Source organism: Paraburkholderia sp. RL18-085-BIA-A, from assembly GCF_046027075.1.
Classification (GTDB): Bacteria; Pseudomonadota; Gammaproteobacteria; order Burkholderiales; family Burkholderiaceae; genus Paraburkholderia.
Map to the genome: position 1 here is coordinate 1 of NZ_JARESU010000197.1, position 11752 is coordinate 11752.

At 59.7% G+C, this 11752-nt stretch carries 7 protein-coding genes; 1 reads left to right on the forward strand and 6 read right to left on the reverse strand.

Features of this window, described 5'->3' with window-relative positions; all coding sequences use genetic code 11:
- Positions 1 to 142: 142 nt before the first annotated feature.
- The 6 genes from P0D89_RS47625 to P0D89_RS47650 form a co-directional block, all read right to left on the reverse strand.
- On the reverse strand, positions 143 to 649 hold the full coding sequence (locus tag P0D89_RS47625) for an acetone carboxylase subunit gamma (RefSeq protein ID WP_408369249.1): 507 nt from the start codon (positions 647 to 649) through the stop codon (positions 143 to 145).
- A 43-nt stretch (positions 650 to 692) separates the two neighbouring features.
- The gene (locus tag P0D89_RS47630; protein ID WP_408369247.1) at positions 693 to 3017 is read right to left on the reverse strand and encodes a hydantoinase B/oxoprolinase family protein; all 2325 of its coding nucleotides are present in this window, start codon (positions 3015 to 3017) and stop codon (positions 693 to 695) included.
- A gap of 10 nt (positions 3018 to 3027) precedes the next feature.
- A complete protein-coding gene (locus P0D89_RS47635; protein ID WP_408369245.1) occupies positions 3028 to 5175 on the reverse strand; it encodes a hydantoinase/oxoprolinase family protein in 2148 nt (715 codons plus the stop codon).
- Positions 5176 to 5476: 301 nt separating this feature from the next.
- A complete protein-coding gene (locus P0D89_RS47640) occupies positions 5477 to 7504 on the reverse strand; it encodes a sigma-54-dependent Fis family transcriptional regulator (RefSeq protein ID WP_408369243.1) in 2028 nt (675 codons plus the stop codon).
- A 1407-nt stretch (positions 7505 to 8911) separates the two neighbouring features.
- A complete protein-coding gene (locus P0D89_RS47645; protein WP_408369241.1) occupies positions 8912 to 10042 on the reverse strand; it encodes a porin in 1131 nt (376 codons plus the stop codon).
- Between the two features lie 137 nt (positions 10043 to 10179).
- Positions 10180 to 11199 carry an ABC transporter substrate-binding protein gene (locus P0D89_RS47650; RefSeq protein ID WP_408369239.1) on the reverse strand — a complete coding sequence of 340 codons (1020 nt, stop codon included), beginning with the start codon at positions 11197 to 11199 and terminating at the stop codon, positions 10180 to 10182.
- 285 nt (positions 11200 to 11484) lie between these two features.
- Between P0D89_RS47650 and P0D89_RS47655 the strand changes: the two genes are divergently transcribed.
- Positions 11485 to 11752 (forward strand): hypothetical protein (locus P0D89_RS47655; RefSeq protein WP_408369237.1); only part of this gene is annotated, 268 nt, incomplete at its 3' end.

The following is an 11752-nucleotide window of genomic DNA, read 5'->3' on the forward strand; positions in this document are numbered from 1 at the left end:
GCCCCCCCCCGCCCCCACCCCCCCCCCCCCCCCAACCCCCACCCCCCCCCCCCCCCCCCCCCGCCCCGCCCCCCGCCCCCCCCCCCCCCCCCCCCCCCGCCGGGAGAACCGGGCGCGAGACAACTGCGCCCTGAGCCATGCGCTAGTCAGCGCGCTCGGGAACCGGCAACTGCAGCCAGTCCGTGTAGAACGCCTCAATGTCCGGCTCGAAATCGTGAATCACCGGATACCACGGCGTCGGCGCTTCGACGTCGTGCATGGTTGCGCAACTCGGACAGTAATACTCGCGGTAGACCTGCCACTGGGTGTCAGGCGCCATGAGCTTGGGATAGACTTCGAGCATGGCCTCCTCTGTGTCGCGCACATAGACGTTGGCATACAGTTTCCAGTTTTCGCGGTAGTCGCAGAATTCATGGCCGCAGTCGCATTTGACCCGCCAGTGTTTGCTCTTCGCGGCCTGCACGATATGCAGGTGCGGTCCAAGCGGCAAGACAATCTTGTCGGGCCACGAGACCTTCCCCTGCAACACTTCGAGATACTGGCTAAAGCGCTCATGATCCTTCGGCATGGACAACATGCGTACGGTCGTATCCCAGTCGAGTCGTCCGTCGACCAGATTGCCGACCTGTTCCTTCGTGTAAGCAGACATTTCGCTACTCCTTGATTCGCTTCGATATCGATACCGGCATGGATTACTCTTCGACCTGAACCACCGTGGTCACGTCGGGCAGCAACGAGAGATCCATCCGGTATTTCGAGCCGTAGGACGGCACGTCCAGTTCTGCCTCGGTCATGTTCCAGTCGGCAGGCAGATCCCAGAACTTCCGGAAGTTGTTGAGGAATTTCTCCGACAACCCGAAGCTGGTCGCGAACATGTGGCGCACCGGGCGCGACGCATGTTTGGTGAGGACACGCTCCCGCTCTTCCTTCATCCATTCCCGCGTCGGCAACGAGCGCGCAAGCCGTTCCTTACGGATTTCGCCGCGGCGCTTCAGGGTCTTTTGCGCATCGACTGTCCAGATCCCCGATGCGTCCTGCGACAACACCGCGCCATACACCTTCTCGGCAAACTCGGGGAGCAGAAAACCGTTGTTGAGGTCTTTTGCGATGGCTTCCGTTTCCCGATCGAGCGGATCGCCAAAGCCCGGACCGCCGCGCAGGTAATTGAGGTACAGGTCGTGGTTTTCGTAGCAATCCTCCGTCGTCATGCATTGCTTGTCGCGCTTGACCCTGGAAGTCGCATCAATGTGCCGCTCGTAGTCCGGTTCGTCGGGATTCGTGTCGCCGCCGAGGGGCAGCGAGAGCCCCTGCGCGATGCGCTCTTTCAGGCCCGTCTTGTGCGCCTCGAACCGGTAGCCGGTGGCAGACGGATAGCCGCCCATGAACCCCCAGTCACTGTTCATGTAGCCATTGCCCATGAAGAACATGGTCCAGTCCTGGGCCTTCCAGACCATGCGCAGCGTTTCGAAGCCACAACCGCCGCGGTACTTGCCATAGCCACCGGAATTGGCTTTGACGTTGCGTCCGAGATAAAGCAACGGTTCGGCCATCTCCCAGATCTCAATGTCGCCCATGTCGCCTTCCGGGTTCCAGATCGCGGCGGCGTGGTTGAGACCGTCCCTGATGGCGCCGGCGCCCGTGCCACACGACGAGGCCTCGAAGCTGTTGACCGCGTGCACCTCACCGTCCTGATTGATGCCGCCGCCTTGCAGCCAGTTCGAAGTATTGGCGTTGCCGGCGTTGACTTCTTCCAGATAGCCACGGCTGAAGTACGCCTGGCCGAGCCCCCGCCACATGGCACTCCACCCCGATACCAGGAAGTGCCATGCATAGGCGTGCCCGGTGCGGCGATCGTCCGGGTTCATCCATGTGCCCTTGGGCAGGCGGAACTCCGTGCCGAAGTAGGCGCCGTCGTTGATGCGCTGTGTCGGCACCAGGGTCTGGGTCATCATGACCCAGATGCCACTCGTGAACGCCACGTGGTGGGCGTTATAGGTGTGCCATCCCCAGCGGCTCGCGCCTTCGAAATCCAGCCGCCATGTGGCGTCGGGCCTGATCGTCATTTCGACCGGCGAGTGCATGATGGTGTCGATCTTGGCAAAGGCCGAGGGTGTCTGGATATCTTCGTGGGCGTAGGGCACATCCACAAAGGCGACCTTGCGGTATTTGCCCGGCAGCGTCATTGCCTTGATGCGGCTTTGCAAGCCACGACGGCCCTCTTCGATGACCTCGTAGCTGAACTTCTCGTAGGCTTCCAGCCCCTCGGTGGCGACGATCTCTTCGACCATGTCGCGGATCATGTGACAACCGGCGATCCGGGTGCGCTCGTCGAGGATCCAGTATTTCGGAGTGCGCACCGAACGCTGGCTTTCGTGCAGCCAGTCGCGCAGCGGCTGGTCGTTTACGCCGGTCTTGCGGCAGGTGATCTGATAGCCGTCGCCGAAGCGCTGGACCTGACCCGTCGACATGGAGCCCGGCGTCACCGCACCGGTGTCGATCACGTGCGTCACCCCGCCTACCCAGCCGATGAGCGTACCGGCCCAGAAAATCGGCACGATCGTCGCAATATCGCAAGGGTGAACGTTGCCGATCGAGCAATCGTTATTGGTGAACATGTCCCCCGGATTGATGCCCGGGTTGTCCTCCCAATTGTTCTCGATCATGTACTTGATCGCGGCGCCCATCGTGCCGACATGGATGATGATGCCGGTCGAAGTCAGCACGCAGTCGCCGACCGCGTTGTATAGCGTGAAGCACAGTTCCCCTTCCTGCTCAACGATCGGCGAAGCAGCGATCTTCTTCGCGGTTTCGCGAGCATGCACCAGACCGCCGCGGATCTTGGAGAACAGCTTCTCGTAGCCGATTGGGTCCTTCTCGCGCAACTCGAGCCGCGCGAGCCCGTTGTAATGGCCCGTCTTGCTGGTGCGCTCCATGATCTCGGCGCGGAACGCTTTCAGGGTCTTGCCGTTGGCAAGCAGTTCGGGATGGCCAACTTCCTTGGATGACATGAGGTTCATTTTCGTCTCCTTACTTCACTTCTTGCAGATGGAACAGACGGTGCTTGTCGAGCGTGGTTTCGAAACCATCAGGCACGACGAATGTGGTGGAGGCGGACTCGATGATGGCCGGCCCGACGATGTGGTTGCCCGCCATGAGGGACTCCATCTGCCAGATGTCGGCTTCGACCCACGTCTTGTGGCGATAGAACGGGCGCTTGCCGAGATACGCAGACTCGGGAGGTGTTTCGCCCGCCTCCGGATCCTCAGGCAGCACGGGCTTCTGCGTGGCGACAAGGCCGCGCATGATCGCGCCAGTGGCGCTGAAGCCCAGTTCCGGTGAGCGGGCGGAACTCGCGTACACCCGCGAGTAGGTCTCCTCGAACGCGTCGGTAATCTTCTTCCAGTCTGCGGGGGTGGCAGCACCACTGATCGGCGAAGTAATCTCGAGGTCGTTCAGTTGTCCCATGTATTGCATCCGATAGCCGGGAAGCAGGGTGATGTCTTCCAGCTTGAAGCCGTTGATGACGAACTCCTCGACGACCTTGTCGGCCAGTTCCTTCCACGCTTCCTGGATGACCGAGCAGGCTGCCGCCTTCTGTTCGTCGGGCGCGTCCGGCGCGACCGCGATATCCACGCTCTTGTCGTAGCGGTACTCGAAGTCGGCGCATGCGCAGCCGAACGCAGAGAATCCGGCGGCCCATGCAGGGACGATCACGTCCTTGAAGCCCAGGCCTTCCGTATATCCGTAGGTATGCACAGGTCCAGCCCCGCCGTACGAGAAGCACACGAAGTCGGTGGGGTTGTAACCCTTCGCGCTGATGTTGGCGCGCAGGTACTCGTGCAGGCTGAGATCGAGCAGTTCGATCACGCCTGCAGCGGCATCCTCCACCGAGAGGCCAAGCGGATCGGCGATCTGTGCCTTGATGTGTTGCCGTGCGCGCTCGACGTCGAGCTTGATCGCGCCGCCGAGGAAGTTGTGGGGGTTCAGATAACCCAGCACCACATGGCAGTCGGACACCGATACCGTATCGAGTCCGCTTTCCGGCCAGCATGTGCCGACGCGATAACCCGCGCTGTCCGGGCCGAGCTTGATGGAGCCGCTGTAGGGATCAAGCCGCACAAAGCTGCCGGCACCCGCGCCCACCGAATCCATCGCTACCAACGGCAGCGACAGCACGAGACGGGCCATGTCCGGATCGGAGGCGATCGCAAAGTTGCCCTTGGTGATCAGCGCCATGTCGAAACTGGTGCCACCGATATCGCTGCATGCGATGTTCTCGTAGCCCAGTCTTTCGCCAAGCAGCCGCGAGCCGATCACTCCTCCGATCGGACCAGAGACAATCGTACGGGCGAGCTCCTTGGCCTTCCAGCTGATCGTCCCGCCGTGCGTGGCCATCACCCGCAGATCAAACCTGGCCCCGTGCTTCCTGAAGCGGTCGCTGACCTTCTTCAGCGTCTGCCGGGACGGTTCGGCCGCATAGGCTTCGAGAATGGTGGTGTTCGTGCGGTGGCTTTCCTTGCGCGACGGGTAGTAGTCGACCGACGCGAAAACCGGCATGTCCACGCCGATTTTCTTCAGTTCATCGCGGCAGACATCGCGAGCGCGTTTTTCGCTCGACTCATTCTTGTGAGACTGCAGGAGACAAATGGCAATAGCCTTCGATCCGGCATTCACGAGCTCGCGCGTCGCCTTGCGCACCTCGTCTTCGCGCAGGGGGATCACGATTTCACCCTGAACATCGGTGCGTTCGGTCACCCCCCGCGTACGCGAAAGCGGGACCAGCGGTTCGTCGTAGCGGTGGGTGTTGAGGTGGATCCGTTCTTCCAGCGCGTAGCCGAGATAACTCTGGATGGCCCGTCCCATGGAGTGAATCTGCTCGAAGCCTCGATTGCAAATAAGCCCGACATCCAGGCCCTTGCGCTGAACGACGCGATTCAACATCGCCGTACCGGAATAGACGCAGGTCACCAGTTCGGGATAGACCTCGTCCACTTCGCGCGCCCACTGCGCCAGTGCGTCTTTGGACGACTCCAGAATCGCCAACGACTCGTCTGCGGGATTGCTTTGGGCCTTACCAACCACAAAGCGGCCATCCGAGCGCACGAAGAAGGTATCGGTCATCGTGCCGCCGGCATCGATGCCCAGTACCTGGACGTGTGAAAGTTGCTGTTCCATTAGTGTCTCCAGCTCTCCTTGATTGAACATCGCCTCGACGGGGAGGCGCGATGCGAAGCGGTTATTGCGATTCGCTTCGGAGGAGCTAAAGGCAAGGGCTATGCCACTGACCGCCGAATCGGCGTCTTGTCGGCAAACTATTGAATGGAATGGCTTTGCGGGGAACTACCGGCTTGCTCGCGGTGGGCGAGACCGTCGCACAACGACCGGTTCCTGAACGGTCGGCCGTTTGGAGAGCGGAATTCGAACGCAAGTCTGACGGAGAGCGTGACGTGCGAGAACCAGTAGACCGTATTCAACGTCATCGACTGACGCGCCGGCTGACCCCAAGGTCACGCACCAAGGCGTACTTCCGGATCTTCTGATACAGCGTGCTTTTTGCTATCCCGAGCTGCGCGGCCGCCTCGGTCAGGTTGCCCTGGCATTGCTGGATCGCAAAACGAATCGACTCTGCTTCCGCCATTTCCAGCGAGCGGATCTTTTGGCGCGCAAGCGCAGACATCCCAGAGGACGCCGTCTCTCGGACACGCCCAGGAGAAACGGCCAAAGCACCGATCTCGGGCGGCAGCTCGGCAACTGTCATGATTCCGTCGCGGGCCATGAGTACCGCGCCCTCGATCGCATTTCGCATCTCACGGACGTTACCCGGCCAAGTGTAGTTCAGCAGGCATCCATACGCCACATCGTCGAAGACGGCATGGGTCACGCCGTACCGCTTGCGCGAGACACTCAACCAGTGTTCGATCATCTCGGGCAAATCCGTCTTGCGTTCGCGCAGCGGAGGTATCGAGATGTTCGTGACGGCCAGCCGGTAATACAGATCCATGCGGAATTTCCCGTCAGCGACGTCCGCACGCAGGTCGCGATGCGTGGCGGCGATCAGACGGAAGCCGACCTTGCGAGGCGTGTTTTCGCCCAACCGGTAGATCTCCCCTTCCTCCAGCACACGCAGCAGATGCGGCTGGATGTCGAGTGGCATTTCGCCGATCTCGTCGAGGAACAGCGTGCCGTGATTCGCCGCTTCGATTTTCCCTGTCATGCCTGACCTGCGTGCGCCGGTAAACGCGCCTTCGGCATAACCAAACAGCTCACTGCTCAACAAATCGCGGGACAAGCCACCGCAGTTCAGCGCGACGAAGGGGCCGTCTGCCCTCGAGCTGGTCTGGTGAATGCCTTGCGCGAACAACTCCTTGCCAACGCCGGTTTCACCCAGCAGCAGTACCGGGACCGAGGCTTTAGCCAGCTGCTGCGCCTTCTGGATAGCCGCCCGCAGTGCAGGGCTCGTGCCGACAATGCGAGAGAACGCCGCGGCAGGCGTGGGCTCGGCGACCGGCATCGCTTCGGATAACGAAGCGGCGCGCCGACTGGCAGCCGGCGCAATCAACATGAAACCGAGCGTGTCGGCACCTTCAGTAACGCGTTCAATTCGTGCGAGGCGCAACCACGCCGGTGATTGCGGCGACATGGAGCCACCGGCAATCCTGGCGATGTCGGGGATCGGAAAAGCGTTGTCCAGTGCGCCTGGAACGCCAAGCCGCGCAAAGGCGGCTGACGCTTGCGGGTTGGCTCTGACGAGACGTCCGGACTCGTCCACCGCGACGACGCCGTCCGTACGTCCGGAGCAGTAAGCCATGCAACGCTCCATCAGGCGCAGACGGCGCTCCATTGCGAACTTCCCAAGCCGGCTCTCGATACGCCCGGCCATCGAGACGATAAACGCCAGGCTATGCTGGCTGTAGGTTTGCGCAAGGCCCGAGACATCAAGTACGCCGAGTACGGTGCCGTCAAGCGGATCGCGGATCACCGTGGCAGAGCAAGTCCACTGCTTGATACCCGCGCAGAAATGCTCCGAACCATGGATCTGGACCGGTTGCTGCAAAGCGAGGGCGGTGCCGATCGCGTTGGTGCCGCAACTGAGTTCAGTCCAGTTACAACCCGGTATCAACCGGACCTCGCCGGCGGGTTCAACGATGCGCGCGTCGCCGGCCAGTTCGAGGATCATGCCGTCCGGATCCGCGAGCAGCAGAATGGTCCCCGTCTGCGAAATTAACTCGCGTGTCTGCTGGATAATCGGCGCGCTGGCATGCATCAGGCGGTCGCTCCTGACGCGCAAGTCGAACAGAGCCCCTTCTTCAAGCGGTAGTGGGGCGCCTGCCGCATCGGGAGCCACGCGGCCATCAAGGCAGCGATGCCAGGAATCGTCAACGACGCCACGGAGGGCACCCGAGGGCCGCTTGTCACCTTGAATCAAACGCTCCCACGACGCCATGACGCTGGCGTCCCGGTCGGGACTTGAAAACCAGTCCATTGGCGTGCCGGTCTCTTTCATGCGATCTCCATGTGAGCAGGAGTACCTCACCCGATCAGAGGCTTCGCCTTGCCATAAGGCGTTTTCTTTTTTGCCCCGGGATGCGCAATTGCCTCAGTCGATAGGCCGCCGCCCCAGCGCGCGTCGCGAGCGCCAGGGCGCGACTCTACGGCGCGGATGTGCCCATCAGCGATCAATCACGACGCGGTCGCCATACAGGGGCGGACCTCCGTCTGAATTCTATTCCTGAAATACAGCACCGTCCGGAAATCGAACGCTTTGCGCAACTGGCAACCGTTCAAGCACCATAAAAAATACACAAATATACATAAAATCAACGACTTGGTATCAGCGCGGCGATGATGGCATGGCCCATGCGTTTGACTGGGCCAAGGCGAGCCGCATGATTGATTGCGCGCTCGGTCTCGTAGCAGAAAAGCGCTCACCATAGCGCGACAGGAAAGAGGTCGAAGGAGAAGACGATGAACACCGGTCAGAGATCCCTCCGCTTGCTGGTCGAAAAGTGGCTGGCGCCCACTCCGGCGAGGCCGGCTCACGTCACACGGTTTAGTCGCATGGGTACGAATCAGAGACGCTATGTGCGCGTCGAAGCGTTACATTCAACCGGTCTGCTGGCGATTTTTTTCTTCAGACACGATGACGGATCGTGGTGTGTATTCCCGCCCGGCACGGAAAGCCCGACCATGAGGGTGTGATCTGCTTCAGGAGATCATGACCGAAATTGAGGTGAGTGTTTTGACAGATGTCTCCGACGGGGACCAAGCATTGGAAGCAGTCGACTTACCACGGGAGGGAACTGTACGCGCGCCTACTGTCGGGGTGTAGTGGTCAAGTTATTTCGGACAGGCCGATAGGTTCTTTCACTGTCGGTTTCGCCTCGTAGGCGGCAGGCGACAGACAGCCCAAAGTCGAATGCAAGCGGACGGCATTGTACAAGCCGTCAACACAACATCCATATTACCGAGTCGCGGGAAGTTCTCTATCGCTGGCACCCGTGGTGCGGACGTACGGTGTGGATTTTCAACACGGTAGAGAAGAACTGAGAGACTGTACTGCGCTGTGCGCTGGATTCGCTCGAGACGGCGCGTGTATCGGAGGTACCGCGGCGGATGTTCGATCCGGTCGCCTGTTGTCACGTCACTTTCGCCATCTCTCCCGTTCGCTGACCAATTCCAAGAACTGGCAACATAAGCAGTACTTTGCATATCGGTCAACTTTCCTCTGCGGCCCTTACTGCGACACTCACGAACCAACCGAAGTCAAGGCACAAATTTATTCACCGCCGATTGCAGTGACGATAGTATTTTCATCGCCATTGCAATCGGGCGAAATTCTCGCTGTTACCCGACGTACTGTCTGCCGATCGCAGGCGTACCTCATCGCCTGAGATGCGCTCACGTCCTGCACTCAGAACGCGTAGCGGATGCCGACCTGGAAGCCGGTCTCCGCAGTCCCGGGGTCTGGCGTAAGGAACGCCCCTGGACTTAACGCCGCCCCTGCCAGCAGGAACCGCGCCGTATTCGAGTTCGTCAGCCGGGAACCCACCGCGTAAAGATGCGTCGATTTGGACAGGTTGTAGTTGGCGATAACGCCGATCTCCCTTGCGTTGTTGCCCAGCCCGGAGCGGTCGATTGTCACCGCATATCCAAGGCCGATAGTGACCGAACTAGTCACCCGATAGTCGGCCGAAAGTGTGTACGTGTTGTGGTAGTTGCCCGGCGTATTGGTAACCGGGCCCGCCGCAGGATTGCCCTTCCCTGGCGGACTTGTCAGCGCATTCCCGGTCGTCGCCGAGATCACGTCGTTGGTACGAAAGAAGCCGGCATAAAGCTTCCCATAGCCGTAGTCGTAGTTGACGGCTGCGAGCAGTTGTTGAACCGAATTGGTGTTCGACGCGTTGTTTGCCTTGAAATACGCCGCGACCGCGACAAACGGCCCCTGCTTCGTTTGCATGCCGACCTGATACACGGCGTTACCGGTGAACTCCCCCGGAACCCCTCCCATTGCATAGTGGAACTCCATTTGCGTGTGCGCAAAGACCGGAGTGAAATAGGCGAGGTCGTTGTCGACGCGAACTTGCTCCATGATGAAGTTATTAAAGCCGGATCCATAGGTCACCGCGCCGAACGCGTCGGCGTTGCTGAGAAGCGTGAACAACGGGGAATTCTGGCGTCCGACACGGAATTCGCCAAAATCCCCCGATATGCCGAGCCACGCTTGCCGGTCGAAAAACCGGAACGTGTTCTGCTGCTGGCCTGACGTCGGATCGAAGCCGTTTTCCAGAACAAAATTGACGTGATTCCCACCACCGATGTCCTCGGTACCGCGCACCCCAATGCGGCTAACCGACTCCGCATTGTTCCCGAGCAGAGTCAGCGTCGTATGCTTGCCGTTTACCGTCGCCGACTGGTATCCGAGAAAGACATCGTATGACCCGTAGAGCGCCACCGATGATTGCGCGATTGCCAGACGAGGCGCCATCAGAGAAACCAGTACTAATGCATAGCCAAGCAATGCATATTTCTTAAGCAGTTTCATTTGATTTTTGAGGTGTACCGAGATCGTCTGCCGGAAGAGAACGGTCAAACTGTGCGCGAGATCCCGGTGGGCGGAAAAAGGACGAGCGCCGCTCTCTCGCTAGCGAGACCCAGTCGACTTTGGATAAACAACGAGCTTTACCGCATCGCCGCGCGGTAAAAGGAGGGATCGTAGTATTTCATCGGGTCGTTCAGTACCTTGTGGGGCACCGCGTAGCGCGTGCGTAAGGCAAGCACCGTACGGACTCCGGGGATACTCATTCGACCCTCGCGAAAAAATCCGGCATGCGGATCGAGTAGTTCTGCGTAGGTTTTCTCGGCAAGGTCCGGCGAGATACCTGGGACGTTCTTTGTCAGGATACGAATAGCCGCGTCGTGGTTCTTCGGGTCGTACAGCCAGTCGACCGCCTGAGCGTACGCACGAATGAATCCGACCACTTGGGCACGGTGATCGTGCGCCCAGGAACGCCGTGTTGCCGCGACAATTCCTTGATATGGTCCGATCACGTCAGTGGCCGTCGCGATCTGGTTGAACCCCGCATCGCGGGCGAGGATGTTGAACGGCGTCGACAGCAGCGTTCCGGCTTGAGCATGTTGTTCCAGTGCGCTCCAGCGCTGCGTCATGCCACCAGCGGGTTCGACGGTGTAATCGCTCTGGCTCAAGCCCTTGCGTGCCAGCATGTCGTACAGGACGAAAGCAAAACCGGTGGTCCGGGCGTCAACCGACAGGGTCCTTCCCCGCAAATCTGCGTAAGACTTGATTTCCGCCGTCGTGACGAGACTCAAAAAACTACTGTCACTGCCCATCACGGCGACGAAGTCGGGCTGCGGTCCGATCGGCGCTTCGCCTTCGCCCTCGACGTAGGCCACGATGTTGTCGATCGCCGTCATCGCCAGATCAAAACGGCCTTGGGATAGACCTGTCATCTGCGCAACGGAGCCGGGCGTGTCCTGTAACGTCACTTGAATGCCTTGTTGAGCGAACAGGCCGTTGTCCTGCGCGACATAACTAGGCCAGTTAAAGCCCCCGGGGAATACGCTTACGGTTACCTCGATCAGCTTCGGTTCCTGCGCTTCGGCCGAATCAAGCCCCAAGGCCAGCATCACGCCGGCTAGCAACGTGGGTACAGCAATTTTCCTGAGTACACCGCCAATCATTTAAATCCCTTTAGAGATAACGGTTAAAGAGTGTTCCCGGATTGCCTTCGCCGTGGTCAATAGCGCCTGCTCCAGTGACGACGTTCCCGCTGCATGCGCACAGCTAGTCTCGTTAATTTGAGACCCATCTGGCAAACGTTTGCAGAACCCCGTTATTCCGTCTCACGTTCGATCGCTTATTTCACGGCGTTACACGAATGTCGAGCATGACGCTGGCCGTTCGAGTGAGATTGGTTGAAAAAAGTGGATGCCGAAATTCCGTAAAAGGAAGGAACGGAGGTATTGATGAACCGAATCCCGAAGGCTGTCTATACGAAGGAGTGTCGTGAAGAGGCAGTGAAGTTGGCGATGACGGTACTGTCACGTTGCTGGGAAGTTGACCAGGTCTTGGGAAGATTGGAGCGCCGGGTCGAAAGTTTGCATACGCTTGTCGCGAAACCCGACATTTGCGGCTATCGAAGTGCGAATGTCAGTAAAGCGACGGCGAGCGATGAATACCAGGCGTTGCTGAAGCAGCATCACGTGGTTTGCAGCATGAGTCGCAAGGGAAATC

Excerpts from the sequence above, each read along its gene's own strand:
- P0D89_RS47625 (WP_408369249.1), bottom strand. The coding sequence starts at position 649 with ATGTCTGCTTACACGAAGGAACAGGTCGGCAATCTGGTCGACGGACGA.
- P0D89_RS47630 (WP_408369247.1), bottom strand. The coding sequence starts at position 3,017 with ATGAACCTCATGTCATCCAAGGAAGTTGGCCATCCCGAACTGCTTGCC.
- P0D89_RS47635 (WP_408369245.1), bottom strand. The coding sequence starts at position 5,175 with ATGGAACAGCAACTTTCACACGTCCAGGTACTGGGCATCGATGCCGGC.
- P0D89_RS47640 (WP_408369243.1), bottom strand. The coding sequence starts at position 7,504 with ATGAAAGAGACCGGCACGCCAATGGACTGGTTTTCAAGTCCCGACCGG.
- P0D89_RS47645 (WP_408369241.1), bottom strand. The coding sequence starts at position 10,042 with ATGAAACTGCTTAAGAAATATGCATTGCTTGGCTATGCATTAGTACTG.
- P0D89_RS47650 (WP_408369239.1), bottom strand. The coding sequence starts at position 11,199 with ATGATTGGCGGTGTACTCAGGAAAATTGCTGTACCCACGTTGCTAGCC.